We start from the raw sequence: 25,378 nt of genomic DNA on the forward strand, positions 1-25,378 counted from the left end.
ATGGCCCTTTCCGAAGCGCCCGTCGGGCGCGCTGCTCGCACGCGGGCGAGCATTCTCCAGGCGGCTCACCTGCTGTTCGCCCAGCACGGCTATGAGAGCGTGACGGTCGCGCGGATCGCGACCGAGGTGGGCATCAGCGAGATGACCTTCTTCCGTCATTTCCCGACTAAGGAATCGCTCGTCGTCGACGACCCCTACGACCCGCTCATGGCGGAGCATGTGGCGCGGCAGCCGGCGGAGGCGCCACTCATGGCGCGGGTCGTCGGGGGCATTCGTGCGGCATGGGCCGCGGTGCCACAGCCGGACGCGGCGGTCGTGCGTAGCCGGCTGCGCATCGCCGCGGTCTCGCCCGTGCTGCGTGCCGCGACGCGCCAAGCCAATGAAGCATCCGCGCACGCCATCGCCGACAGCCTGGTGACGAGCGGCGCGGACGCAGTCGAGGCGCGCATTGCGGCCGAAGCAGCCCTGGCGGGCTTGACCGAGGCGCTGCTCAGCTGGGCGGCGCACGACGATCTCGAGCTCGGTGAAGTACTCGAGCAGGCGCTCAGCGTGCTGGAGGGCTCGCGATGACCGGTATCGAAGCCGCCCGACTCGGTCGCACCTTCGCGGGCGGCGCGGGCGTGCACGACATCGACATGCGCGTCGATGCCGGCAGCCTTCACGCGCTCATCGGCCTCAACGGGGCGGGCAAGTCGACGCTCATGCGCCTGCTGCTCGGGATGCTCGCGCCGCAGCGCGGGAGCGTGCGCATCGCGGGCCACGATCCCCGTCGGGCCGAGGCAGAGCTCGGCCCCCTCGTCGGGCATCTCATCGAGTACCCGCTCGCCTATGGCGAGCTGACCGCGCGGGCGAATCTGGAACTCGGCGCGCGACTGCACGGCGTGCCCGCGGCGGAGGTGCGGACCACGGTCGCGCGCGTGTTGGACGAGCTCGACCTCGAGCGCTTCTCAGACGTGCGGGCGCGGCGCCTGTCGCTCGGCAACCGCCAGCGCCTCGGGCTGGCGTCGGCGCTGCAGCACGACCCCCGGGTGATCGTGCTTGACGAGCCGAGCAACGCCCTCGATCCGGCGGGGGTCGTCCTCCTGCGGGAGGCGCTTGTGCGCCGTGCGCGAGACGGTGCCGCGGTGCTCGTGTCGAGTCATCATCTCGACGAGGTCGCACGCATCGCCGATGTGATCACCGTGATCAATGGCGGCCGCATCATCGGCAGCCTGGAGCCCCGGCAGAGCGAGCTCGAGCACGCCTTCTTCGAGTTGGTGCACGCCGATGATCGTGCACGCGCGGAGGTGGCGGCATGAGCCGTTGGTTGCTGGCGCTGCGGATCGAGACGGCCAAGGCGCTCGCCTCGCGCGTGGTGTTCGCGACAGCCGTGCTGACCGTCGCCGGGATCGCGGCGATCGTGATCTCCTTCCGGGCTGTGGCGGCATCCGGCGACCCTCAGGTTCTCGCCAAGCTGGGCGAGGCGGGCGCCGCTCCCGGTTGGCCGGGCATGCTGGCGACCGCGATGCAGGTGGCCGCGCCTGCCTTCCTGCTCGGCATCACCGTCTTGCACGCGTGGTTGGTCGGGCGGGAGTTCGCCGACGGTACGGTCGTCGCGCTCTATGGGCTGTCGGTCGGACGGGGACAGGTGGCGGTAGCGAAGTTCGTGCTCGCGGTGGGCGCGTCCGCTGTGATGGGCGTGATGCTCGCGGTGGCCCTGCTCGCGGGCGGTCTTCTGCTCGGGTACGGCGCGCCCAGTGGCGCCGACGCTGCCGTGCTCGGGCGCATCGCGGTGCTCGCGCCGTTCAGTGCTCTCGTGGCGAGCCCGGTGGCACTCGCCGCGACGCTCGGCCGCGGCATGCTCGCGGGCATCGCGACCGGCTTCGTGCTGCTTGCGAGCGCGCAGGTGCTCGTGGTGCTCGGGGTCGGGGGCTGGTTCCCGCTCGCCGTGCCGGCGCTGTGGGCGCTGTCACCGGATGCTGTGGCGCTGCCCGCTGTTGCGCTCGCCTTGGCGATCGGGGTCGCCGTGAGCGCCATCACCGCGGTGGCGTGGCGTCGACTGCAGCTCAACAGATGACAACGCGAGCTATGCCACGGGCGAGCGCAACTCCATCCGGTGGCACGGGACGGGCAGGTGGCCTGCCTCGCCGATCTCGGCGGGGTAGCTGAACTCGCCGGCATCCGTCCAGCCTTCGCGCTCGTAGAAGTGGCGGGCGCGCGCGTTGCCGCGGGCGACGGCGAGCCACGGCTTGGGATGCCCGGCGGCACGGATGCGATCGGCGGCGTAGGCGAGCAGCTGCGACGCGATCCCCGTGCCCCGGAAGGGCGCGTCGACGTAGAGCTGGTCGACCTCGTCGTCGTGCACCATCGTGAAGCCGGCGACCTCACCACCGGTCTCGGCCACCCAGGTGCGACCGATTGCGGCGTCGACGCGCGGCACGAAGGCGTCGTGATCGCGGTGCGCGAGCAGCTCGGGCGGGGCATCGGCGAGGTGCCCGTCGCGCCATCCTGTCGCCCAGATGTCGACGATGCGGGCCGCGTCATCGGGGCGGGCGGGGCGGATGCGGGCGGTCATGCGTCCAGTCTGCTCCTCTCGCCCCCAAGCAGGGTCCGCGGCTGGGCGATGAGCACGAAGTCGTGGTCGCGCGCGCTCGCCCCCGACTGTCATCCTGAAGGCATGCGCACAGAAGTCGTCCTTCCCGGAGACTTCACTCTCGCGCACGTCGACGCGATCCTGCTCGAGCTCGCGGGAGGTCGGCAGGGTCCCGTCAAGATGCCTTACCTTGCTGTCGGCGGCCGCAGACGCGTGGCCGGGGAGCTCTTGCCGCGCTCGGTCCATGTGTATCGGCGGCTCGGGACGGCTCAGGCGCTTGCGCGACGGCTCGACCTCACCCCCGACATGGCGAGCTACATGCACGGCGACCACGTTGTGGACTTCTGGTGGGATGAGCACGGGCAGGTGAAGCTCGTTCTCGTCGGTGAGGCCGGTCCCGTCATCGACGCGCTGCGACGGATCCACGGAGATGCGGCCCGAGTCGGGCCGGCGTCGGACGTCGCTGTCCAGCGGACTGATCGTGGGGTCGAGGAGATGGCGGCGATCACACGGCGTTCCTTGCCTCCGAAAGCGCCCCGATCCGTCGCCCCGGTGGCCGCGCCTTCGACATCTCGAGCGGTGTCGAAGGGGTCGGCCGCTCAACCCGGCGCGAGACCTCCGAGACCGACGGTCGACGGCCGCCGCACGACGTCACCGGCGCAGCGTGCCGATGCCAATGCGGGGCAGCGAGCGGAGAAACCGTCTGAATCCCGAGAGCTCAAGAGGTTCGTGACCTCAGTCTCGGCCGCCGTCGTCGCGGGGATCATCTTGCGGGCTCTCGGGTTCTGAACGAAGCGGGGTGTCTCCGTCCCTCAGTTGATGACGTGTCGTCGTTCACGTTCCCTCAACAGCCCACGCCCCGGGTGAGCTTTCCACTATTCGCAGTGGAGCCCCTGTCCTGCGTTTCTCGCTGCGCGAAGCTCGCCTCATGGCGGCGAAAGACGACTTGGGCAGGCGCGGCGAGCGGCTCGCGGAGCAGCACCTGCTGGCCCGCGGGTATCGACTCGTGGAGCGCAACTGGCGGTGTCGGCAGGGCGAGATCGACCTCGTCGTGCGCGACGGCGACGCGCTCGTCTTCGTCGAGGTGAAGACCCGCACCTCGACCGCGTTCGGGCACCCCTTCGAGGCGATCACGCCCGTGAAGCTCGCCCGGCTCCGGCGCCTCGCCGTCGAGTGGTGCACGGCGCACCCGACCGAGCGCGGACGCATCCGCATCGACGCCGTCGCGGTGCTGGCGCCGCGAGACGCCGTGCCCGCGATCGAGCACCTCGTGGGGGTGTTCTGATGGGCGTTGGACGGGCCCATGCCGTCGCCCTGCTCGGACTCGACGGTGCGCCCGTCGAGCTCGAGGCCGACACCGCGAGCGGCCTGCCCGCGTTCGTGCTGGTGGGGCTTCCGGATACCGCGCTCGGCGAGGCGAAGGCGCGCGTGCGCTCGGCGATCGGCAACAGCGGGTTCGCTTTCCCGAGCGGCCGGGTGACGGTGAACCTCTCACCGGCGTCTCTGCCCAAGACCGGTGCAGCCTTCGATCTCGGCATTGCGATGGCGTTGCTCGCCGCCGAGGGCTGGGTCGACCCCACGTCCGTGACGGGCGTCGTGCACCTCGGCGAGCTCGGGCTCGACGGCCGCCTGCGACCGTGCCGGGGGATCCTGCCCATGGTGCTCGCCGCTGAGCGGGCGGGCTTCGACACCGTGATCGTGCCCGCGGGTAACACCGACGAGGCGTCTCTGGTGCCCGGCGTACGCGTGGTGGGCGTCGCGAGCCTGCGCGACGCCGCCATCTGGCACGGCGCCGAGCTCGAGCCGGTCGAGGTGGAGCCCCTCGTGCCTGCCGCAGTCGCCGAAGCCGGGGACGATTCCGGAGATCTCGCGGAGGTGGTGGGCAACCGGGATGCCGTCGAGGCTGTGCAGGTCGCGGCGGCGGGTGGGCATCACATGTTCTTGCTCGGCCCGCCCGGCGCCGGCAAGACGATGATCGCCTCACGGCTGCCCGGCATCCTGCCCGACCTCGACGAACGGGCCGCGATCGAAGTGAGTTCGATCCGTTCACTCGCGGGGCTGCCGGTCGGGCGCTCGCTCGCGACCCGGCCCCCGCTCGAGGCGCCGCACCACTCGGCATCACCGGCGGCCATCGTGGGCGGCGGCAGCGGAGTCATCCGCCCCGGGGCCGCGGCCCGAGCCGCGCACGGCATCCTGTTCCTCGACGAAGCCCCCGAGTTCGCGCCGTCGGCACTCGACTGTCTGCGGCAGCCGCTCGAATCGGGCGTCATCACGATCTCTCGGGCAGCCGCGACGGCGAGCTTCCCCGCACGTTTCCAACTCGTCTTGGCCGCGAACCCGTGCCCGTGCGGCAACGCGGGGGTGCGCGACGCGGAGTGCACCTGCACCCCCTTCGCGCGTCGACGGTACCTGGGGCGACTCTCGGGTCCGCTGCTCGACCGCGTCGACATCCGGCTCGACGTGCCGCGCGTGACGGCCGCCCAGCTGAGGGTGGCGACGGATGCGCCCACCACCACGAGCGCGGCGGCCCGGGCGCGTGTGCAGGAGGCCAGATCGCGCGCCGCGCGACGGCTCGCGGGCAAACCGTGGCGTCTCAACGCGCACGCTCCCGGAACCTGGCTCCGCAACGAGGGTGCACCCGGGTCCGGCGCGACGGCGGCGCTCGATCGCGCTCTCGAGCGCGGCGCCCTCACGATGCGCGGTTACGACCGCGCGCTTCGTCTCGCCTGGACCCTCGCCGACCTCGATGGCATCGACCGCCCCGGACTCGACCACGTCGGTCGCGCCCTCTACCTCCGAAAGGCCGCCGCATGACCATCCTCGGGATCGCCGAAGCCACAGTCGCGTCGCTGGTGCGTGCTGTCACCGATCCGGCGCACGACCGCGATGCGGTCGCGGAGCGCTTCGCCCGCGCGACCTGGACCGGCATCGCCGAACCCGGCGACCGCCTCGCGGGGCTCGTCGTCGGCGCGGTCGGGGCCGAGCAGGCGCTCGCGGCGCTCATCGCCGATCGCGAGGGCGGGGCACTGCGTCAACTGGTCAGCGCGTGCGACGGTGGTCTCGCCGGTCTCGGCATCGACGAGCGCGACCTCGACGACGCCGTCGCACGGTGGGCGCCGCGCATCTCGCAAGCGGATGCCTTGCGTGCGTTGCGTCAGGCCGCGCGCTTCGCGGTCCAACTCGTGGTGCCGGGGGATCCCGACTGGCCTGCTTCCTCGGCGATCTCGCCGAGCACGCCCCCATCGCACTCTGGCTTCGCGGACGTCGCGACGCATTGGCTGACCTCGATCGCGGTGTGGCGATCGTGGGTGCACGCGCGGCGACCGGCTACGGCGAGCACGTGACGATCGAACTCGCAGCCGGGCTCGTCGACCGCGGCTACGCGATCGTCTCGGGAGCCGCCTACGGCGTCGACGGTGCCGCGCACCGCGCCGCGCTCGCGAGTCGCGGCACCACCGTCGCCTTCCTCGCAGGTGGCCTCGATCGCTTCTACCCGTCGGGCAACGAGGCCCTCATCACGCGCGTCACCGAGCACGGTGCCGCGATCTCCGAGGTACCCTGCGGCGTCGCACCCACCAAATGGCGCTTCCTGCAGAGAAATCGGCTCATCGCGGCGGCAAGCATCGCCACCGTCGTCGTCGAGGCAGGGGCGCGGTCCGGATCTCTCAATACCGCGGGGCATGCGGCGGCGCTCGGTCGTCCGCTCGGCGCGGTTCCCGGGCCGATCACGAGCTCGGCCTCGGCGGGATGTCATCGACTGTTGCGGGAATACGACGCGGTGTGCGTCACCACGGCCGACGAGATCGCTGAGCTCGCGCCCCTTCCTGAGCCGCTCGAGCCGATGGCCGATGAGACGGACGCAGACGCTGTGCACGCCGACCCACCGACTGTCGAGGAGGCGGAGGCCCGGGGGCGCCGCCCGGCCGCGGACCCCACGGGCACCCGCATCCGCCTCCTCGACGCCCTCTCCGCCCGCAGCCCGCGCAGCGTCGAGAAGGTCGCCGCGCTCTCGGGCCTCGCCGCCGACCGAGTGCGCGCCGAACTCGGCCTGCTCTCCCTCGACGGAGCGGTGCGCGAGCGGGCGGGCGGATGGGTGCGGGCGTCATGATCCGAGCGGTGCCGGCAGGTCGCACTAGCGTGGGAGCATCAGGCAGCAGGAGGCGACGAGATGCGCGCGCACCGCGACGGATCCGCCGGAGACGCGGACTACGGCACGATCGGAGAGGGATACGGCCGGTACCGACAGCCGGAACCCGCGTTCGAAGAGGCCATCGCGCGCGCCCTCGGCGACGCACGCACGGTGATCAACGTCGGAGCGGGCGCGGGATCGTACGAACCAGCGCATCTCGACGTCATCCCCGTCGAGCCCTCCGCATCCATGCGCGCGCAGCGACCCGCGCACCTCGCCACCGCGATCGACGCGACCGCCGAGTCACTGCCGTTCCCCGACGATCACGTCGACGCCGCCATGGCCACCTTCTCAGTGCACCAGTGGGCCGACCTCGACGCCGGGCTCGGCGAACTGCGACGCGTCGCGCGCGGGCCCGTCGTCATCATGACCTGCGACCCCGAACGGCTCGACCGGTTCTGGCTCGTCGACTACGCACCCGAGGTGATCCGCACCGAAGCGCGTCGGTACCCGGCCATCGACCGGATCGCGCGCGGGCTCGGCGGCGATATCGAGGTCGTGCCGCTGCCCATCCCGCTGCAGTGTCGTGACGGCTTCGGCGAGGCCTACTTCGGCCGCCCCGAGATGCTGCTCGACCCCGCGGCGCGCCGAGCGAACTCCGCGTGGAGCTTCCTCGAGCCGGCCGAGGCCGAACGTGCCGTCGACCATCTGGCGCGCGATCTCGCATCCGGAGCATGGGACGCGCGCTACGGCGAGCTGCGAACGCGCCCCACCTTCGACGGATCGCTCGTGCTCGTGGTGGCGCGCTGACGGCGCCGCCGTCGGCGTGACGGATGCGGCGGCTACGCTCGCTGCATGGTGCAGCTCGGACAGCACGCCCCGCCGATCCATGCGATCGCGCACATCAGCGACACCCACCTGCTCGGGGAGGGCGCCCGCTCTACGGCGCCGTCGACACCGACGCCCATGTCGAGCGCGCCCTCGCCCAACTCGAGCGCAGTGGTGCGAACCCCGAGGCACGACGAGCGCGAGCCGTTCGCATCTATTCTCATGGTGGAGGAGCCCACTCGCGCTCGTAGGCTGATGCCTCTTGCATCACCTTGGCGCCAGTCTCCATGACCGCGACGAGGTCAGTAATCGTGCGGAGGAGTCGGTCGACGTCAACGGCGACGATGGCGTCGAACCGAGCGCGCGACGCGTCGGCGAGCATCCCAGCCCACTCCGTACCCTCGCCGCGACTCGAGGTCACCGACGCATCATTGTCCGTCTAGGTCGCCGCGAGGATAGAGCTTCGCGCGTCGCCGACGAGGTTCGGCCGAACTCGGCTTGCTCTCCCGCGAGGGAGCGATGCGTGAACGTGCGGGCGTCTGGGCGCGCGCAAGGTGGTTGGTGCCGCGGCCGCACGAGGCCGTTATCGTTTCCGCCGCCGAATACGTCGGGGCGCTGGGGCGCCGGCGCGACGCGGTGTATCGTGCGATCAAATGCCTTGCCGTTCTGTGTTCCAGATCCACCGGTGGCGTACGTCAGCGTTCGGCGAAGCGCTCAAGGCAGGGATCTGAGCGTAGCGGACAGGGTTCGGCGTGTTCTTGCGACCGCTACGGCGATCATCGCTCTTGTCGGTGCTCTGTCCGGTTGCGCGGATCCTCACCCGGACGAGCCTCCCGGTTATCTCGTAGCCCTGATCAACGCAACTGCACCGGATAACGATGTTTCGAGCACGCAATTCTGTACCGGCGTGCTCATAACTGAGACTGAGGTCCTAACAGCTGCTCATTGTCTACGTGATCGAGAATCACTCTCGATTGACGCCATCGTCGGCGCCAAGAACCTCTGCAATACCGGCCCCATACAAGGAGAGCGTGTGGGGGTCCAGTCGATGAACCTGAGTGATTCAGTCGACGCCGCGGTGCTCACTTTGAGCCGCGCTGTCGATCGCGCCCCCGCGGCAACTGATAGACCCGAGGCGGAAACTGGCTCTGTCGCGGTCGCGTGGGGTTGGGGAAAGGACTCGATGGGAGGCGTGGCGCCGTGCGACGCGGAGCCTAAGGAACTTGTAATCGTGTTGCCGTCAGCGTGCCTCGGTGCACCGGGCGCGGGCCCCGGCACGCTTTGTGGCATTCCCGCTGGCGATGCGAACACCTGCGAAGGGGACAGTGGAGGGCCGCTTGTCGGCCGCGATGGCTCCATCAAGGCAATAACTACGTCGGGACTTGGGTGTGGGCAAGACACGCAGGTGTCTACCTGAGTGTCGACGTCGCCCTTGCGGCGCTGCGCTAGGCAATCGTGACGTGCACCCGTCGCATTCAAACGAACTGACTAGGTGCAGGGCTCGGTCGAGAGCGTCAGACCCAAATGTGAGATGGTCTGGTACTGATCTCCATTGAAGGAATAGTTCACTCGAACGCCATCCAAGTGTCCTCCGCCTGCGCCCGTTGTGACACGGAGGACCATGTCGTAGGCGCCGTCCGTCGGAAGCTCGGCGTCAATGGCGGGCACCGCACGCCTCCAAGAATTGGGAGTCTGCCCGGTTGGCGGGAACGCATCCAGGAGCAGCCGTAGCCGATCCGCGGCTGGCATGACATAAACGCCGCCAAGCGCAACTCCGGATGCCCCCACGGGCTCAATCGAATTGAATACGATTCCGTCGGGAAGGTCGTCTGCCAAATTGATTCCCAAAGCGGCATCAGCGAACTGCGGAACTGGCGCACAAACTCGGGTCTCTTCGTCCGAAAGCACGAGCGGTCCGTCGGTTCGAATTGAGCCACATGCAGACAGCAGGGTGGTGCTCGCCAGCGTAGCGAGCACCACCACACCAATGCGGTTTCTCACAGGAGTGAGATGAAGCCGGGAGTTCCGCCGGGGTACCCACTGACTCCGCACAGATTCTTGCTGGACCCGGACGAGTTTGTGAACGCGACTTTCGTGGACGACGTGTAGCCGGTTCGCACGGAGAGGTCGATGCCGATATCCGCAATTAGCTTTGCCCCACTCGAGAAGGTGCCCGCGGTCGTGCTGCTCTTCGTTAACGTAGATCCATTTGCCAACGCCACGCAGTAGTTGGCGGGCGGTGCCGAGGTAACGCTTACGGCCGACCCGCCGGCAAAGCTGGACGCGCGCACCTTGTACGCATAAATGTCACTCGGATCATATGAGCCGCCGATGGGATAGCACCATTGGGCATATTTGCCGTAAACGTAGTACGTCTTGTAGAGGCGTCCACCGGTGCCGCCGGCGAATGAGACGGTGGTCGTCGAAGAGAGCGAAATGCTGCCAGAAGCTGAGTAGGAGCCATAGACACCGGTCATCGACAGCCCTACGCCGAGGGTCGACGAGGACCCGCTCGTGTATGTCAAAGAACCTGTACGACCGGCTCCGGCTGTGTAGGTCTGGCCGATTGCCACGGCCCGTGTGCCGTAGTTTGCGACCAGGGTCTCGCCACAAATTTGGGTCTTGTTGATGGGTCCCATGCGAGAGCCCTCGAGGTTGAGTACCGCATCGTTGGCTGGGAGAGAAACAAGATTCAACCCGACAAGGTCAGCGCGTTGCATGCGTGCCCCATTGAGTGCGTCCAACTCGCTGCTGAACGAGAAGGCGGCATAGTATGCGCCGCTGATAGCTCGGATCTCGAAATTGACAACGCCGAGCGCCGACGCATAACGCTTCAGTTTCGAAGGCTCCGCCAAACGCATCTCGAAATGACCGCTTTCATCGGTACGAGCTTTTGCGACGGGAGAGACCTGGATGGTGTCGCCCTCCTTCAGCGTTCGCATTACCTCCTCGGCTGGATATGCAACGAGTTCGACGGTTGCGCCTTCTGGGAAGGCGTGGCCGTCTGGGCTCGTGACGTTGCCGGAGCTGACGACGGAACTCGTGAGCATCGAGGAGTCAACTACGCTCGGTAGCCACTCATCGGGAGCAGGTGTTGCCGCTGCTGCCGGCTGCGCGAGACTCGCTATGAGGAGCGCACCCAGAAGCGCGCTCGCCGATCGATATGACTTGAGCACTGAAGTGCCTTTCGCTCATTCGATGGTCGGGCACCTCGATTCGGGTGATCTGAAACTACCCTCGGCGGGAATGTACTCTCGCGATCGCAGGCAATGCAAGCAGTTCTCAGGTGCGGGTACACGGAGGCGCCTCGCTCAAGAGCGGGCCCCTTCTCGAAGCTCACAGGCCGGTCCTTACATTTCGGTCGAAGGAGCAGGCCTTCGACCGTCACCTTGGCGCGAGCATTGCCCCCGAACTGGGGTAGGCCAAGCGGCCTCGATCGACCGGTAACTGGGTGGCTCCTTATGTAGGAGCGACCCGATCGAGTCGCCAACGTGTTCCGCGGATGCGGCGGCTACGCTCGCTGCATGGTGCAGCTCGGACAGCACGCTCCGCCGATCCACGCGATCGCGCACATCAGCGACACCCACCTGCTCGGAGGCGGGCGCCCGCTCTACGGCGCCGTCGGCACCGACGCCCACGTCGAACGCGCCTTCGCCCAACTCGAGCGCAGTGGTGCGAACCCCGAGGCCATCGTCATCACCGGCGACCTCACCGACCTCGGGGAGCCCGATGCCTACGAGCGGCTGAAGGCACTCGTCGAACCGGCTGCCGAGCGCATGAGGTCACGCATCATCTGGGTCATGGGCAACCACGACGAGCGCGAGCCGTTCGCATCAATCCTCCTGGGGGAGGAGCCCACCGCCGCACCGCAGGACCGTGTGTACGACGTGGGCGGGCTGCGCATCATCGCCCTCGACTCCTCCGTGCCCGGCTACCACCACGGCGACCTCGAACCCGCCCAGCTCGAATGGCTCCGCGACCAGCTCGCCACCCCCGCGCCGCACGGCACCCTGCTGGCGCTGCACCATCCACCGATCCCGACGCCCGTCGAACTCATGGCGATCATCGAGCTCGACCACCAGGCCGAGCTCGCCGAGGTGCTGCGCGGCAGCGACGTGCGCGCGATCCTCGCCGGGCACCTGCACTACTCGACCTCCGGAACCTTCGCCGGCATCCCGGTGTCCGTCGCGGCCGCCACCTGCTACACGATCGACTCGAGCGCCGAGCCGGGCACGCTCGCCGGCGTCGACGGCGGGCAGACCTTCAACCTCGTGCACGTCTACGACGACCAGGTCGTGCACTCCATCGTCCCCCTCGGCGACGCGCGCCGGGTGGCCGGATTCTCGGGCGCATTTCTCGACGCGCTCGCGGCCATGACGCCCGAGGAGCGGCGCGAGGCGTTCTCGAGCAAGGCGTCGACGTTCCAGCTGCCGCCGCTCACAGACTGAGCTGAGACGGCGGCTTCGAGACGCGCATCACTGCGCGATGCGCTCCTCAGCCACCTGAGTCCGCACCCGCTCGCTGAGGGCACCGTCCGCCCGCCGCGGATGAGCGCCGCGCGCAGCGCACCGCCTGCGGATGAGTGCCGCGCGCAGCGCACCGCCCGCCGCGGATCGAGTGCCGCGCGCAGCGCGGTGTGTCGAGATCGACGCCGCCAGTGCGACCATGGCCGCATGGAGCTGCGCGCCGCCGTCGAGGCCTACCTCGCTGCGCTCACACACGAGCGCGGCTACTCGCCGCACACCGTGCGCGCCTACGGCATCGACCTCGCCGACCTCGTCGGCTTCGCCGAGGCGCTCGGCCAGCCGGATGCGGCATCCCTCGACCTCGAGACCTTGCGTGACTGGGTCTGGCGCGGTTCGCAAGCGGGGCTGGCGGCATCCACTCTCGGTCGACGCGTCTCGTCGGCGCGGTCCTTCACCTCATGGCTCACCCGCCAAGGCGTCATCGCCGCCGACCCCGGCCTGCGGCTCCGCACTCCGCGGGCGGGGCGCCGCCTGCCCCGTGTGCTCACGCGCGGCCAGATGGACAGCATTCTCGAGCGCCTGCACGCCGCTGCGGGAGAGGGGAGCCTGGCGCCCTGCGTGACGTCGCGATCATCGAGCTTCTCTACGCCTCGGCCGTTCGCGTGAGCGAACTCGTGGGTCTCGACATCGACGACGTCGACCGTTCCGCGCGCACCGTGCGGGTGCTCGGCAAGGGCGCCAAGGAGCGCGTCGTGCCCTACGGCGGGCCTGCCGCCCACGCCCTCGACGACTACCTCGATCGCGGGCGTCCGCACCTCGCGGGCGAGGCATCCGGCGCGGCGTTGCTGCTGGGTGCCCGCGGTCGACGCCTCGGCACCCGCGCGGTGTACGAGCTCGTGGCTCGAGAGCTCAGCGAGCTGCCCGGCTCCGGTCCGGCCGGTCCGCACGCCCTGCGGCACACTGCGGCGACGCACCTGCTCGACGGCGGCGCCGATCTGCGCATCGTGCAGGAGCTGCTCGGCCACGCGAGCCTCGCCACGACGCAGCTCTACACGCACGTGTCGACGGAGCGGCTGCGGGAGAGCTACCGACTCGCGCATCCCCGCGCCTGAAGCGCGAGCGAGCGGTCAGGGCCCCGCGAGCGTCTCGGCCCGAGCCTTCGCGTGCTCGTCGGCCGTGATGACACCTCGTGCGTGCAGATCGTCGAGTTCGGCGAGTCGGGCCTCGAGGCTCGGCCGGGGAGCGAGCAGTTCCGAGTCCATGGCGCGTGCCGCGAGCTCCGTCTGCATCGTGAGCGGGTCGTGCCCGAGTTCCCGCGCCTTGGCGGCGTTCCGGCTGATCATCACGACCATCACCACTGCCACCGCGATGATGAACAGCACCGCCAAGGCGAAGAAGATCACGAAGCCGGCACCGAGGATGTTCATCGCCCCATCATGACGCATCGCCTTCCGCGGGAACGCGAAGCGCCGTTACGGCGGCAGCAGCACGGCTCGGGGCTGTCCGCCCAGAAACAGCAACGGCGACACGTACTCGCCGTGGATGCGCACCCCGAAGTGCAGGCATGCTCCGCTGGTGCAGTGGCTCGGAAGGAGCTCGCCGATCACCTGCCCACGCCGCACGACGTCACCTTCCTGCAGAGAGGTCACGACCGGCTCATAGCTCGAGAGCACACCGCCTCCCTGGTCGATGGAGAGCACCGGGCGGTCCACCACGATCCCGGCGAAATGCACGATGCCGTCGGCCGGGGAACGCACCTCGTCGCCGGCAGCGGCACGGATATCGATGCCGCGATGGCCCGATGCGTAGGGGTGGCCGGCGCGAGATACGGTCGCGCGATCGGATGCGGTGCCGCGATCGGCCACGACCACAGCGCCGCGACCGCCAGGGCCGCGGTGGCGAGGCGACGAACGGGAACGTGCATGCCCGCATCCTGCTCCCGTCCGCACGCGTGGCCGCGGCCGCCCGCAGGCATCCGCGAAGAACCCGTGCCGCGCGCGGCGGGGAGGAGACGTCAGAACAACTCGCCCACCGCCCGTGCGAACAGTTCATCGACATCGCACGCGAGCCCGCGCCGTGCGAACCACGTGCACACGTTGCGGCAGTCGCGCTCGAGCAGAGCCATGCCGTTGGGGTTGGCGACGACGTCGACGAGCTGGGGAAGATCGATCACGACGACGCGCCCGCGATCCACGAGCAGGTTGTAGGGCGAGAGATCCCCGTGGGCGCATCCGGCCCGGGCGAACCCCAGCACGATGTCCACCACCTGCGCGAAGAGGTCGGCGAGCTCACGGCCCACAGCATCCGACTGTGCGAGCCGCGGTGCCGTTTCACCGTCGTCGCCGATGAACTCGAGCAGCAGCTCGGTGCCGTTCACCTGCACGGGATAGGGCACCGGGATGCCGAGCTCATACGCCCGCGAGAGCGCGGCGAACTCCGCGTACGACCAGGCGACGGCCGCGACCGAGCGCCCGTAGGCGGTTCCGCGTTCCACCGCCCGTTGGTCGCGCGAGCGCCGCTCGATGCGGCCCTCCCGGTAGACGCTCGAGCGGTGGAAATCGCTGCGCTCGGCCGATCGATAGCGCTTGGCCGCCAGCAGCACCGTCTGCGCCGGCTCGTCGGGCACCGCGCGCTCGAGGAGGAACACGTCGGCCTCCTTGCCCGTCTTCAGGATGCCGAGCTCGGTGTCGATCGCCGCGGCTGAGGTGACGATCCAGTCCGGCCACGGCTGCGGGCCGCGCTCGGACGGGGTGATGGCCGGCCAGGTCGACCAGCGCTGTCCGTCGCCGGGTTCGGCGTCGGAGAAGGTGGGAACGACGAAGTCGTCGCCGAAGAAGTTGTTCACGTGGTGGCTCCGGATCGGAGACCACCACAGGTCAGTAGGCGGTGGCCTCGAAGATGAGGGTCGGGTCGTCAGGCACGACAAAGACGGTGCGCATCGAGTCCTCCTTCCCTCACAGAGCCGCGGGCCATCCGGGCCGCCTCAGCATAGACCCGTGGCGCGCGCGTGTACACCCGCGCTGCTACACTGAGGTCAGCACCCGCATCGCGCGGGTGACTTCGCGTGCCCATCGCACACGGTCCACATCCTTCAGTCCGCCTCGAACGAGGCAGCGGATGTTGCGCCGGGGCACCAGGGATCGCGACCGGCCGGTCGCGGCAGACAACTGAGAAAACAGCGGGACGGCTCTGCCGTGCCCGCGAGAGAAGGAGAACGGCCATGGCCGTCGTCACCATCCGCCAGCTGCTCGACAGCGGCGTTCACTTCGGACACCAGACCCGTCGCTGGAACCCGAAGGTCAAGCGCTTCATCCTCACCGAGCGCAGCGGCATCCACATCATCGACCTGCAGCAGTCGCTGGCCTACATCGACCGCGCCTACGACTACGTCAAGGAGACGGTCGCCCACGGCGGCACCATCCTCTTCGTCGGCACGAAGAAGCAGGCCCAGGAGGCCATCGCCGAGCAGGCCACCCGGGTGGGTCAGCCCTACGTCAACCAGCGTTGGCTCGGCGGCCTCCTCACCAACTTCCAGACGGTCTCCAAGCGTCTCGCGCGCATGAAGGAGCTCGAGGAGATCGACTTCGACGACACGACGAAGGGCTTCACCAAGAAGGAGCTCCTCATCAAGAAGCGCGAGCTCGACAAGCTGCACAAGACCCTCGGCGGCATCCGCAACCTCACCAAGACCCCGTCGGCGATCTGGGTCGTCGACTCCAAGCGCGAGCACCTCGCGGTCGACGAGGCCACCAAGCTCGGCATCCCGGTGATCGGCATCCTCGACACCAACGCCGACCCCGATGAGCTGCAGTACCCGATCCCGGGCAACGACGACGCGATCCGCTCCGTGAGCCTGCTCACGCGCATCATCGCCGACGCCGCGGCCGAGGGCCTCATCCAGCGTCACCAGAAGCCCGAGGCCGAGGGCAACGTCTCGGCTGTCGAGCCGCTCGCCGAGTGGGAGCGTGAGCTGCTCGAGGCGTCGAGCACGCCCGAGTCGACCGCCGAGAAGATCGAAGAGGTCGACGGCCGTGTCGACGGTGACGTCGAGGCCGGTGCCGAGAAGGTCGCCGAGGTCGTCGAGGCCGCGGTTCCCACCGAGCAGAACGACGCGGATGCCGTGGTCGCCGAGCACGAGGCCGAGGCCGACCCGAACCTGGTTCCGGCGCACGCCCCCGAGTCGGACGAGTTGACCGAGGCCAAGATCGAGGCGGAGAACGAGAAGCCCGCCCCGGCGAAGAAGGCGGCGGCCAAGAAGCCGGCTGCCAAGAAGGCCGACGCGGCGGACGCCGACGCGGCTGCCGAGTAACACCCCCTTTCGATTTCGAGAAGCTAAGGAACACATCCATGGCCAACTTCAGCCTGGAAGACGTGAAGGCCCTGCGCGAGCGCCTCGGTACCGGCATGGTCGACACGAAGAACGCCCTCGTCGAGGCGGACGGCGACATCGAGAAGGCCGTCGAGATCCTGCGGCTCAAGGGTGCGAAGGGCAACGCGAAGCGTGCCGACCGCTCCACGAGCGAGGGCCTCGTCGCCGTCGTCGAGTCGGCCACGGCCGCCACGATGATCGAGCTCGCCTGCGAGACCGACTTCGTCGCGAAGAACGAGAAGTTCGTCGCGCTCGCCGAGAAGGTCGTCGCGGCTCTCGCCGACTCGGGCGCCGAGACGGTGGATGCCGCCCTCGCGGTCGCCGTCGACGGCACCACCGTCGGCGCCCTCATCGAGGACCAGGCCGCCACGATCGGCGAGAAGGTCGAACTGCGTCGCGTCGTCCGCATCCCGGGCGACAAGTTCGCGGTCTACCTGCACCGCACCTCGAAGGACCTCCCGCCGCAGATCGGCGTCGTGGTCTCGTACACGGGGGATGACGCGGAGACCGCGCGCTCGATCGCGCAGCACATCTCGTTCGCCGACCCGGCGTACCTCTCGCGCGACGACGTGCCGCCGGCCGACGTCGAGAACGAGCGTCGCATCGTCGAGCAGATCAGCCGTGAGGAGGGCAAGCCGGAGGCCGCCCTTCCGAAGATCGTCGAAGGTCGCCTCGGTGCCTACTTCAAGCAGGTCGCCCTGCTCGAGCAGGACTACGCCCGCGACAACAAGCTGAACGTCGGCAAGGTCATCGCCGACGCCGGCCTGACCGTGACGGGCTTCGCCCGCTTCAAGGTCGGCGCCTAAGCAGCCGCACCGAGGGCCCCGGATCCGCGTGATCCGGGGCCCTTCGCGTTGTCGGAACCGCGTCGTACGCGGAGGTCAGTCGCGCCAGGGTTGGGGCCGGTCGGGTCCGCGCTCGCTGTCGTCGGGCAGTTCCGGCAGTTCGTAGCCGCCGGCGCGGATGCACAGCCAGCGCAGCTGCGTCGGGCTGTCGGGCACGCAGCGCCAGGTGCGCCAGACGCCCTGGCCGACGCGCACGACAGTGCCGGGCCCGACATCCACGACTTCGTCATCGAGTCCCATCTGGCCGTGCCCCTCGAGGAACACGTACACCTCCTCGACGCGCGAGTGCCGGTGCCAGTAGCCGGCCTGCTCGCCGGGTTCGTAGGCGTTGGCGGTGAACCCCAGATACTGCATGGTGAGCTCGAAGTCGACGACGCGGCGTCCGTCACGCGAGCTGTCGGGGCGGAAGCCGCCGTAGTGGTCGCGCCAGGTGTCGAGAGAACCCAGTTCGGTCAGCTGGTAGTCGCTCATCCGGCCACTCTAGGTACCCGCGCATGCCCGCATCGGTGCGCGCGCGATCCGCGTCCCCGCGCCGAAACGGCACTGCGGGGTCGTTGTCGAGCCGTGACCCCAGCGTGACCCGGTACGATCGACACGGCCCCCGGGCCCGCGTGATCCCCTCGGAAGGACCCCCATGTCGAAGCGCCGCCGCGTCCTGCTCAAGCTCTCGGGGAGGCCTTCGGCGCCGGATCGCTCGGCGTGAACCCGGATGTGATCGCCGGCATCGCGAAGGAGATCGCGGCGGCGACACCCGCGGGCGAGGACGACCCGGACGGTGTCGAGGTCGCGGTCGTCGTCGGTGGCGGCAACTTCTTCCGCGGTGCGGAGCTCAGCCAGCGCGGCATGGACCGCGGACGCGCCGACTACATGGGCATGCTCGGCACGGTGATGAACGCCCTCGCCCTCCAGGACTTCCTCGAACAGGCGGGCGCCCCCGTGCGCGTGCAGTCGGCGATCTCGATGATCCAGGTGGCCGAGCCCTACATCCCCTTGCGCGCCGAGCGCCACCTCGAGAAGGGTCGCGTCGTGATCTTCGGCGCGGGCGCCGGGCTTCCGTACTTCTCCACCGACACCGTGAGCGCCCAGCGAGCGCTCGAGATCGGTGCGGATGCCGTGCTGGTCGCCAAGAACGGCGTCGATGGTGTCTACGACGACGACCCGCGCAAGAACCCCGACGCCAAGAAGCTCGAGCGTGTGAGCTACCAGGATGCGCTCGTGCAGGGTCTCAAGGTGGTGGACTCGACGGCGTTCAGCCTCTGCATGGACAACAACATGCCGATGCTCGTGTTCGGCATGGAACCCGCGGGGAACATCACCCGGGCGTTGCGGGGCGAGCAGATCGGCACCCTGGTCACGGCGTGAGCGGTCGGAGCATCGCGTGACCGACCCCTACGGCCGCGACGTTCTCGCGGGCGACTGGCGTGCGCGCGGCCGCAAGGTCGTTCCCCAGGTGCCGGCGGAGAGGGCCTCGTCGTCGAGCTCGCCGACGGCTTCGTCGGCGCCGTGACGGGCATCGAGAAGGGCAACGTGGGCCTCGAGGATCGCCGTGGCAAGGTGCGCTGGTTCCCGCTCGGGGGCGGCTACCTCATCGACGGCGAGGCGGTGGTCTTGACCGCCCCGAAGGCTCCGGCCGCCGCGCGCGCGTACACGGCATCCGGATCCCGCGCCGCGGCGCCGCAGCGGGCGCGGGTGGCGCGCGAGAGCCGCATCTTCGTCGAGGGCCGCCACGACGCCGAGCTCGTGGAGAAGGTGTGGGGCCCCGACCTGCGCACGGAGGGGGTCGTGGTCGAGTACCTCGAGGGTGTCGACCATCTGCCCCAGGTGCTCGCCGAGCTGAGCCCGGGCCCCGATGCGCGGCTCGGCGTGCTGGTGGACCACCTGGTGCCGGGGTCGAAGGAGTCGCGGATCGCGGCGCAGGTCGCAGGCAGTCACGTGCTCGTCGTGGGCCACCCGTACATCGACGTGTGGCAGGCCGTGCGCCCCGAGCGCATCGGCATCCGCGCCTGGCCCGAGATCCCGCGCGGCGTCGAGTGGAAGCACGGCGTGTGCGAGGCGCTCGGCTGGCCGCACGCCGATCAGGCGGATATCGCGGCCGCCTGGCAGCGCATCCTCGGTTCCGTGCGCAGCTACACCGACCTCGAGCCGGCGTTGCTCGCGCGCGTCGAGCAGCTCATCGACTTCGTGACGACGCCCGCCGACGCCCCCGGTCACTAAGCTTGACCGGGAACACCCCGGAACTTCGAAGGAGCCCCCGTGATCAGTGACGTCCTCACCGAGGCGAAGGACAAGATGGGCCGGGCGGTCGAGGTCGCCAAGGACGACTTCGCCACCGTGCGCACCGGACGCGCGAACCCGGCGCTGTTCCAGAAGATCCTCGTCGACTACTACGGCACCCCGACCCCGCTCGGTCAGCTCGCCGGGCTGCAGAACCCCGAGGCCCGCACCCTCGTCATCACGCCGTACGACAAGGCGGCGCTCAAGGACATCGAGAAGGCGATCGTCAACTTCCCGAACCTCGGCGCGACCCCGACCAACGACGGCAACATCGTGCGCGTCACGATGCCGGAGCTCACCGAGGACCGTCGCAAGGAGTACGTCAAGATCGTGCGCGCCAAGGGCGAGGATGCCAAGGTGGCGATCCGCAACGTGCGCCGCAAGGCGAAGGATGACCTCGACGCTCTGCAGAAGGAGGTCGGCGAAGACGACGTCGCTCGTGCCGAGAAGGAGCTCGACAGCATCACCAAGGCGCACGTCGACCAGATCGACGCGGCCCTCAAGGTCAAGGAAGCCGAGCTGCTCGAGGTCTGATGGACGCCGATTCCGAGGGCGCCGCGAACACCTCGAAGACGGCCTCGTCGCGCAAGCGGACGCCGCGCGAGGAGATCGAGGCACGGGCGCAGCAGACGCGCGCCGACATCGAGGCGCACGCCCAGCACGCCCGCGAGGAGTTCGAGGCGCAGGTCAAGCACGCGCGCGACCAGTTCGATCAGACGCAGGAGAAGATCAAGCAGCGCACGGGGCGCAACCTACTCGCGGCCATCGGCATCGGCGTCGGCCTCGGCGCGATCCTGCTCGTGAGCCTGCTGTTCTACACCTGGCTGTTCATCCCCTTCGCCGCCTTCCTGGTGGGTTTCACCGTGTGGGAGCTCGCGACCGCCCTGCGCACAGCAGGACGCGACGTGCCCCGGGTGGTCTCGATCGTCGTGGGCGTGGCGATCATGCCCATCGCCTACTTCTTCCACGTGCCCGGTCTCTGGCTCGCGGTGATCGGCGGGGTCGTGATCATCAGCCTCTGGCGGATCGCGGAACTCGCCCGTCCGAGTCACCGCGGCCCCGCGCGCGTGGTGCTCGCCGACATCGGTGCGGGCGCGCTCGTGCAGCTCTACGTGACCTTCCTCGCGGGCTTCTACGTCGTGCTCTCGGGCGAGGACGGGGGCCAGTGGTGGGTGCTCGCGGCGCTCATCATCGTGGTCGTGGCCGATGTCGGCGCGTACGCGACCGGCCTGAGCTTCGGGCGCCACAAACTCGCCCCCAAGATCAGCCCCGGCAAGACCTGGGAGGGCTTCGCAGGAGCCGCCGTCTCGGCGATGATCGCCGGAACCCTGCTCGCGTGGCTCATGCTCGGGCAGCCATGGTGGGAGGGCACCATCATGGGTCTCGTGCTCATGCTCGTGGGCACGATGGGGGATCTCATCGAGTCGCTTATCAAGCGCGAGCTCGGCATCAAGGACATCTCGGGCTGGCTGCCCGGCCACGGCGGCTTCCTCGATCGGCTCGACTCGATCCTGCCCTCGGCAGCGGTCGCCTACGCCTTCTTCCTGATCTTCAGCTAGCCGGATCGGCCGCTGCACACCTCCGTTCGGCGGATGTGCGGGGCGCGCTCGCTAGCATGTTGCAGTGAGCATGACCTTCCCCCGCGCGCGCAAGGGCCGTCTCGGATACGACATCGACGAGGTCGAGGACTTCCTCGAAGACGCCCGCCGGGCCTACACCGCCGAGAGCCCGGACGTCTCCGTCGTGACGGCGGACACCATCCGCACCACCGCGTTCACGATGCGCAAGGGCGGCTACTCGGCAACCCACGTCGACGCGGCGCTCGAGCGACTCGAGGATGCCTTCGCGGCCCGCGAGCGCGAGCGTCGGATCGCGCTCGAGGGCGACGAGAGCTGGTACGCGTCGGCCCGTGAGACCGCGCAGGAGATCCTCGACCGGGTCGTGCGGCCCAAGGGCAAGAAGTTCCAGCGGGTCACCGTGCTCACCCTCGGCTACTCGGTCGCCGACGTCGACGGCTTCTCCGACCGCATCGCGGGCTACTTCCAGAGCGGCGAGCCGCTCACGCCCGAGGATGTGCGCACGGTCGCCTTCCGGCCGCAGCGTGGCGGGTATCGCGAGGCCCAGGTCGACTATCTGCTCGACACGGTGACGCGCGTCATGCTCGCGGTGCGCTGAGCCGGTGCCTGTTTGGCGCCGCGATAATCCGCGGCGCTCGGCCGATCGGCCGACCGTGCGCGAACGCTCGGCCGCTCGAGTGCCGACCTCGGGGCTGGATCTCCGCTTCGACTCTTCCCATGGCGTTATCGGGATCCGTCAGTACACTGGTGCGACTGTGAGCGGATATCGGCGCCGGGGGACGCTTCCCGAACCGCCCAGGCAGGCGGATGCGATGGTGCGCGCCCGCTCGGGCTTCGTGCGTCCACGCTGGGCGCTCGGTGTCTTCGCCTATCTCGTCTCGATCGGACTCGTCGCCGCTCTGCTCGTGGAACCGACCGGGCTGACCTCGGCGGCGACGCTCGCCGCAGCGAGCAATCCCATCGACGCACCGGGGCTCGAGGGGCAGAGCGTCGCGGTCGACGGCGAGGTCGCGGCATCCGGGCGCGACGGCTTCGAGGTCATCAAGCCGAAGCCCAAGCCCGTGCTGGCATCCGCGCCCGCCGTCGGCGTGCCCGACCCGGGAACCGCGCAGGCGATCGCCTACGACATGGTCATGGCGCGCGGCTGGAATCAGGCCGAGTTCGACTGCCTGGTGGCGCTGTGGAACAAGGAGTCGCACTGGAACGTCTACGCGCACAACGTGCGCTCGGGTGCCTACGGCATCCCGCAGGCGCTGCCGGGCGACAAGATGGCGACCGTGGGGGCCGACTGGGCCACCAACCCCGTCACGCAGATCACCTGGGGCCTCGGATACATCAGCGGCCGCTACGGCACCCTGCGGTGCGTGGGGCCACTCGCAGGCCAAGGGCTGGTACTGAGTTAGTCTGGCGCGGCGATAATCCGCCGCGCGCGCCGCGTTCGAGCACGAGCGCGGTCGCGCCCGAACGCGAGTGCGCACACCGGTGACATCGGATAGTCCACCGGGATCGACAACCTGCCCCATCGTTACGATGGGTGAATGGACTACGCGCTGGTGGCGATCGCGGGCATCGTCGCCATCGTCGCAGCAGCCGCGTGGAGTCCGAAGCTGGGGGTCGCTGCCCCGCTCATCCTCGTCGTGCTGGGGGTCGGCTACAGCCTGATCCCGGGTGTGCCCGAGATCGACGTCGAGCCTGACCTGATCCTGCAGGGCGTGCTGCCACCCCTGTTGTACGCGGCCGCCATCACGGTTCCGCTCGTCGATTTCCGCCGCAACTTCTTCACGATCGGCGTGCTGTCGGTCGTGCTGGTCGTCGCGAGCGCTCTCGTGACCGGGTTCGTGCTCTACATGATCCTCCCCGACCTCAACCTCGCCGCGGCGATCGCCCTCGGCGCGGTCATCTCGCCGCCGGATGTGGTGGCCGCCACCGCGATCGCGAAACGCATCGGTCTACCCGCCCGACTGGTGTCGATCCTCGAGGGGAGGGGCTCGTCAACGACGCGACCGCGCTCGTGCTGCTGCGCACCGCGATCGCCGCATCCGCGCTCACGGCATCCGGTGCCGATGTGATCGCCTGGAATGCGATCGGCGAGTTCTTCTACGCCGTGTTCGTCGCGCTCGCGATCGGCATCGTGGTGGGCATCGCCGCAGTCTGGGTGCGCAAGCGGCTCAACAACCCCATGCTCGACACGGCCATCTCGTTCGCGGTGCCGTTCATCGCCTACATCCCGGCGGAGGAACTGCACGGATCGGGCGTCATCTCGGTGGTCGCTGCCGGTCTGTACTGCGGGCATCAGAGCGCCAAGGCGTTCACGGCCCAGTCGCGCATCTCGGAGCGCTTCAACTGGCGCACCGTGCAGTTCGTGCTCGAGAACGGTGTGTTCCTGCTCATGGGTGCGCAGATCCACACCATCATCATCGACATCGATCAGAGCAAGCTCCCGATCGTCGACGCCGTGCTGCTGGGCCTGCTGCTCACCGCCCTCCTCATCGTGATCCGCTACGCCTTCGTGTGGCCGCTCATCTTCGTGATGCGGGCGCAGGAGCAGCGCTTCGACGAGCAGGAGACGATGCTCACGCGAGGTCTTGAACGCATGCAGGCCATGGTGGGCCTCGGCAGCGAACGTTTCGAGCGACGGCGCGCGGTCGTCGAGCGCCGCATCGATCGCCGCCGCAACGACATCGCCCAACTGCGGGCGGAGGGTCTCGGATGGCGGGGTGGCGTCGTGCTCGGCTGGGCCGGGATGCGAGGCGTCGTGACGCTCGCGGCGGCGCAGTCCCTGCCGCGCGGCACCCCGTACTACGAGCAGCTCGTGCTGATCGCCTTCGTCGTGGCGGTGACGACCCTGCTGGTGCAGGGAGGCACGCTGCCGTTCGTGATCCGTGCCACCGGCATCCGGGGGAGCGATCGCGTCGCCGACCGTCGCGAGCTGGCCTCGTTGCTCGAGGTGATGTCGACCACCGGGCTGGCCCTGCTCGACCGCGACGAGGTGACGATCGACGGCGAGCCGGTGGCGCCCGACGTCGTCGAGCGCGTGCGACAGGACGCCCTGCTCGCCGTCGAGTCCGCATGGGAGCGGGCGGACCACGCCGACGAGGAGTCGTTGCGCCAGGCACCCCACCAGCAGTACCGACTGCTGCGCCGCGAGGTGCTCGCCGCCGAGCGGGACGTGCTGCTGGAGGCCCGCGCGCGCGGCGCCTACCCGTCGCGCATCGTGCAGCGCGCCCAGGCACTGCTCGACCTGGAGGAGGCGCGGCTCGAGCAGCTCGACACCGGCGGCCGGGTCGAGGAGTAGCAGCCCTCGTAGACTTGCGGTATGTCTCCGTCGCGCCGCCCTCGTCGCCGCGACGCGGAACCCGAGCCGCTCGATGTGGAGCGCATCCTCGGCGGGATGAAGCACACCGAGACGCGCCGCGACGGGCTGTGGAACGTGCAGCCGCAGAGTGCCGCATCCGCCGTCAAGGAGTACGTGTGCCCCGGATGCGGTCTCGGCATCGCGGTCGGCACGGCGCACGTCGTCACCTGGCGCGCCGACGGCCTCTTCGGCGAGGATGACGACCTCGCGGCCCGTCGACACTGGCACACCCACTGTTGGAGGATCCGCACGTGAGCATCCACATCCGCGGGGAGTGGAGCTCCCCGCCTTCCGCGAAGACATCGAGCTGCGTACCGCCGACGGTCTCACCCTCGTGGGCGAGCTCGCGCTGCCCGAGACCGCCGACCCCGTGGCGACGCTCGTGTGCCTGCACCCGCTGCCGACGCACGGTGGGTTCATGGACTCGCACATCATCCGCAAGGCGGCGGCCCGGCTGCCGGCGCTCGCCGACCTCGCGGTGCTGCGCTTCAACTTCCGCGGCGTCACCTCGCCGCGCGGCACGAGCGAGGGCGCCTTCGGCAAGGGCGTCGACGAGCAGCACGACCTCGCCGCGGCGATGGCCTTCGTGGCGCAACGGCACCTGCCGCATCCCTGGCTCGTGGGCTGGTCGTTCGGCACCGAGGTGGCCCTCAAGTACGGGCTGCAGCATCCGATCGAGGGCGCGATCCTGCTCTCGCCCCCGCTGCACCGCACGACTCCGGATGAGGTGGCCGCGTGGGCGGGCGACAAGCGCAAGCTCGTGGCGGTGATCCCGGAGCACGACGACTACCTGCGTCCCATCGAGGCGGCCGAGCGGTTCGCGTCGGTGCCTGAGATCGACCTCGTGCCCGTGCAGGGCGGCAAGCACCTGTGGGTCGGCGAGAAGCAGACGTATCGCGTGCTCAGCGAGATGGTGCGCGTCGTGAACCCGGCGGCGCTGCCGCTGCCAGGGAGTGGCCCGCC

The 25,378-nt window shown here is 69.5% G+C and carries 25 protein-coding genes and 5 pseudogenes; 23 read left to right on the forward strand and 7 right to left on the reverse strand.

Annotated elements, in window-relative coordinates:
* From QQK29_RS11370 to QQK29_RS11380, 3 genes are read left to right on the forward strand one after another with little or no spacing between them, the layout of a single operon-like run.
* The gene (locus QQK29_RS11370; protein ID WP_284300375.1) at nt 1–570 is read left to right on the forward strand and encodes a TetR/AcrR family transcriptional regulator; all 570 of its coding nucleotides are present in this window, start codon (nt 1–3) and stop codon (nt 568–570) included.
* On the forward strand, nt 567–1,298 hold the full coding sequence (locus tag QQK29_RS11375; RefSeq protein ID WP_284300377.1) for an ABC transporter ATP-binding protein: 732 nt from the start codon (nt 567–569) through the stop codon (nt 1,296–1,298). The genes QQK29_RS11370 and QQK29_RS11375 overlap by 4 nt, the downstream gene beginning before the upstream one ends.
* Nucleotides 1,295–2,056, forward strand: coding sequence for an ABC transporter permease (locus QQK29_RS11380; protein WP_284300379.1), 762 nt, complete (start codon nt 1,295–1,297; stop codon nt 2,054–2,056). The genes QQK29_RS11375 and QQK29_RS11380 overlap by 4 nt, the downstream gene beginning before the upstream one ends.
* Before the next feature lie 9 nt (nt 2,057–2,065).
* Here the strand turns inward: QQK29_RS11380 and QQK29_RS11385 are convergent, their stop codons facing one another.
* Entirely contained in the window at nt 2,066–2,554 is a 489-nt protein-coding gene (locus tag QQK29_RS11385) for a GNAT family N-acetyltransferase (RefSeq protein ID WP_284300381.1), read from the reverse strand.
* A 102-nt stretch (nt 2,555–2,656) separates the two neighbouring features.
* On the opposite strand from QQK29_RS11385, the gene QQK29_RS11390 reads away from it, so the two are divergent.
* The 6 genes from QQK29_RS11390 (at nt 2,657) to QQK29_RS11415 (ending at nt 7,511) form a co-directional block, all read left to right on the forward strand.
* Complete coding sequence (locus QQK29_RS11390; protein ID WP_284300383.1) at nt 2,657–3,361, forward strand: hypothetical protein; 705 nt, start codon at nt 2,657–2,659, stop codon at nt 3,359–3,361.
* Nucleotides 3,362–3,500: 139 nt separating this feature from the next.
* On the forward strand, nt 3,501–3,857 hold the full coding sequence (locus QQK29_RS11395) for a YraN family protein (protein ID WP_284300385.1): 357 nt from the start codon (nt 3,501–3,503) through the stop codon (nt 3,855–3,857).
* Nucleotides 3,857–5,386, forward strand: a complete 1,530-nt coding sequence (locus QQK29_RS11400) for a YifB family Mg chelatase-like AAA ATPase (RefSeq protein ID WP_284300387.1) — start codon at nt 3,857–3,859, stop codon at nt 5,384–5,386. The genes QQK29_RS11395 and QQK29_RS11400 overlap by 1 nt, the downstream gene beginning before the upstream one ends.
* Nucleotides 5,383–5,916 carry a hypothetical protein gene (locus QQK29_RS11405; RefSeq protein WP_284300389.1) on the forward strand — a complete coding sequence of 178 codons (534 nt, stop codon included), beginning with the start codon at nt 5,383–5,385 and terminating at the stop codon, nt 5,914–5,916. The genes QQK29_RS11400 and QQK29_RS11405 overlap by 4 nt, the downstream gene beginning before the upstream one ends.
* Complete coding sequence (locus tag QQK29_RS11410; RefSeq protein WP_284300390.1) at nt 5,847–6,680, forward strand: DNA-processing protein DprA; 834 nt, start codon at nt 5,847–5,849, stop codon at nt 6,678–6,680. The genes QQK29_RS11405 and QQK29_RS11410 overlap by 70 nt, the downstream gene beginning before the upstream one ends.
* Nucleotides 6,681–6,740: 60 nt before the next feature.
* Nucleotides 6,741–7,511 carry a class I SAM-dependent methyltransferase gene (locus tag QQK29_RS11415; protein ID WP_284300392.1) on the forward strand — a complete coding sequence of 257 codons (771 nt, stop codon included), beginning with the start codon at nt 6,741–6,743 and terminating at the stop codon, nt 7,509–7,511.
* Between the two features lie 238 nt (nt 7,512–7,749).
* Here the strand turns inward: QQK29_RS11415 and QQK29_RS11420 are convergent, their stop codons facing one another.
* Nucleotides 7,750–7,950: a hypothetical protein gene (locus tag QQK29_RS11420; protein WP_284300394.1), complete on the reverse strand. Its 201-nt coding sequence runs from the start codon at nt 7,948–7,950 to the stop codon at nt 7,750–7,752.
* Nucleotides 7,951–8,214: 264 nt separating this feature from the next.
* Between QQK29_RS11420 and QQK29_RS18705 the strand changes: the two genes are divergently transcribed.
* Nucleotides 8,215–8,946, forward strand: coding sequence for a trypsin-like serine protease (locus tag QQK29_RS18705; RefSeq protein ID WP_431308689.1), 732 nt, complete (start codon nt 8,215–8,217; stop codon nt 8,944–8,946).
* A gap of 580 nt (nt 8,947–9,526) precedes the next feature.
* Here the strand turns inward: QQK29_RS18705 and QQK29_RS11425 are convergent.
* Entirely contained in the window at nt 9,527–10,705 is a 1,179-nt protein-coding gene (locus QQK29_RS11425; RefSeq protein WP_284300396.1) for a hypothetical protein, read from the reverse strand.
* A gap of 348 nt (nt 10,706–11,053) precedes the next feature.
* On the opposite strand from QQK29_RS11425, the gene QQK29_RS11430 reads away from it, so the two are divergent.
* Both QQK29_RS11430 and QQK29_RS11435 read left to right on the forward strand, forming a co-directional pair.
* Nucleotides 11,054–11,977 carry a phosphodiesterase gene (locus QQK29_RS11430; RefSeq protein WP_284300398.1) on the forward strand — a complete coding sequence of 308 codons (924 nt, stop codon included), beginning with the start codon at nt 11,054–11,056 and terminating at the stop codon, nt 11,975–11,977.
* Between the two features lie 225 nt (nt 11,978–12,202).
* Nucleotides 12,203–13,107, forward strand: a pseudogene (locus QQK29_RS11435) (tyrosine recombinase XerC).
* Nucleotides 13,108–13,122: 15 nt separating this feature from the next.
* On the opposite strand, the gene QQK29_RS11440 reads toward QQK29_RS11435, so the two are convergent.
* The 3 genes from QQK29_RS11440 to QQK29_RS11450 all read right to left on the reverse strand — a co-directional run bounded on the left by QQK29_RS11440 (nt 13,123) and on the right by QQK29_RS11450 (nt 14,840).
* A complete protein-coding gene (locus QQK29_RS11440; protein ID WP_284300400.1) occupies nt 13,123–13,422 on the reverse strand; it encodes an SHOCT domain-containing protein in 300 nt (99 codons plus the stop codon).
* Nucleotides 13,423–13,467: 45 nt separating this feature from the next.
* Nucleotides 13,468–13,860: a M23 family metallopeptidase gene (locus QQK29_RS11445; protein ID WP_284300402.1), complete on the reverse strand. Its 393-nt coding sequence runs from the start codon at nt 13,858–13,860 to the stop codon at nt 13,468–13,470.
* A gap of 149 nt (nt 13,861–14,009) precedes the next feature.
* Entirely contained in the window at nt 14,010–14,840 is an 831-nt protein-coding gene (locus QQK29_RS11450) for a serine protein kinase RIO (RefSeq protein ID WP_284300404.1), read from the reverse strand.
* Between the two features lie 375 nt (nt 14,841–15,215).
* Between QQK29_RS11450 and rpsB the strand changes: the two genes are divergently transcribed.
* Nucleotides 15,216–16,304 (forward strand): 30S ribosomal protein S2, encoded by a 1,089-nt coding sequence (gene rpsB / locus QQK29_RS11455; RefSeq protein ID WP_284300406.1) that lies wholly within the window; start codon nt 15,216–15,218, stop codon nt 16,302–16,304.
* Between the two features lie 38 nt (nt 16,305–16,342).
* Complete coding sequence (gene tsf, locus QQK29_RS11460; RefSeq protein ID WP_284300409.1) at nt 16,343–17,170, forward strand: translation elongation factor Ts; 828 nt, start codon at nt 16,343–16,345, stop codon at nt 17,168–17,170.
* Nucleotides 17,171–17,245: 75 nt separating this feature from the next.
* On the opposite strand, the gene QQK29_RS11465 is transcribed toward tsf, so the two are convergent.
* Nucleotides 17,246–17,680 carry a cupin domain-containing protein gene (locus QQK29_RS11465; RefSeq protein ID WP_284300411.1) on the reverse strand — a complete coding sequence of 145 codons (435 nt, stop codon included), beginning with the start codon at nt 17,678–17,680 and terminating at the stop codon, nt 17,246–17,248.
* A gap of 163 nt (nt 17,681–17,843) precedes the next feature.
* Here QQK29_RS11465 and pyrH point away from each other — a divergent pair.
* The 9 genes and pseudogenes from pyrH to QQK29_RS11510 form a co-directional block, all read left to right on the forward strand.
* Nucleotides 17,844–18,571, forward strand: a pseudogene (gene pyrH / locus QQK29_RS11470) (UMP kinase).
* A 16-nt stretch (nt 18,572–18,587) separates the two neighbouring features.
* Nucleotides 18,588–19,423 (forward strand): annotated as a pseudogene (locus tag QQK29_RS11475) (DUF3097 domain-containing protein).
* A 39-nt stretch (nt 19,424–19,462) separates the two neighbouring features.
* Nucleotides 19,463–20,017 carry a ribosome recycling factor gene (gene frr, locus QQK29_RS11480; RefSeq protein ID WP_284300413.1) on the forward strand — a complete coding sequence of 185 codons (555 nt, stop codon included), beginning with the start codon at nt 19,463–19,465 and terminating at the stop codon, nt 20,015–20,017.
* On the forward strand, nt 20,017–21,042 hold the full coding sequence (locus tag QQK29_RS11485) for a phosphatidate cytidylyltransferase (RefSeq protein ID WP_284300416.1): 1,026 nt from the start codon (nt 20,017–20,019) through the stop codon (nt 21,040–21,042). Before frr ends, QQK29_RS11485 begins: the two co-directional genes overlap by 1 nt.
* A gap of 70 nt (nt 21,043–21,112) precedes the next feature.
* Entirely contained in the window at nt 21,113–21,658 is a 546-nt protein-coding gene (locus QQK29_RS11490; RefSeq protein ID WP_348533921.1) for a DivIVA domain-containing protein, read from the forward strand.
* A gap of 214 nt (nt 21,659–21,872) precedes the next feature.
* Entirely contained in the window at nt 21,873–22,463 is a 591-nt protein-coding gene (locus tag QQK29_RS11495; protein ID WP_284300420.1) for an aggregation-promoting factor C-terminal-like domain-containing protein, read from the forward strand.
* 135 nt (nt 22,464–22,598) lie between these two features.
* Nucleotides 22,599–24,355: pseudogene (locus QQK29_RS11500) on the forward strand (cation:proton antiporter).
* A 21-nt stretch (nt 24,356–24,376) separates the two neighbouring features.
* Nucleotides 24,377–24,670 (forward strand): hypothetical protein, encoded by a 294-nt coding sequence (locus QQK29_RS11505; protein ID WP_284300422.1) that lies wholly within the window; start codon nt 24,377–24,379, stop codon nt 24,668–24,670.
* A pseudogene (locus QQK29_RS11510) lies at nt 24,612–25,376 on the forward strand (alpha/beta hydrolase); the annotation flags it as partial. The gene QQK29_RS11505 and the pseudogene QQK29_RS11510, both read left to right, overlap by 59 nt.
* Nucleotides 25,377–25,378 lie beyond the last annotated feature (2 nt).

Origin of the sequence: Homoserinibacter gongjuensis (assembly GCF_030161875.1) — a bacterium.
Classification (GTDB): Bacteria; Actinomycetota; Actinomycetes; order Actinomycetales; family Microbacteriaceae; genus Homoserinibacter; species Homoserinibacter gongjuensis.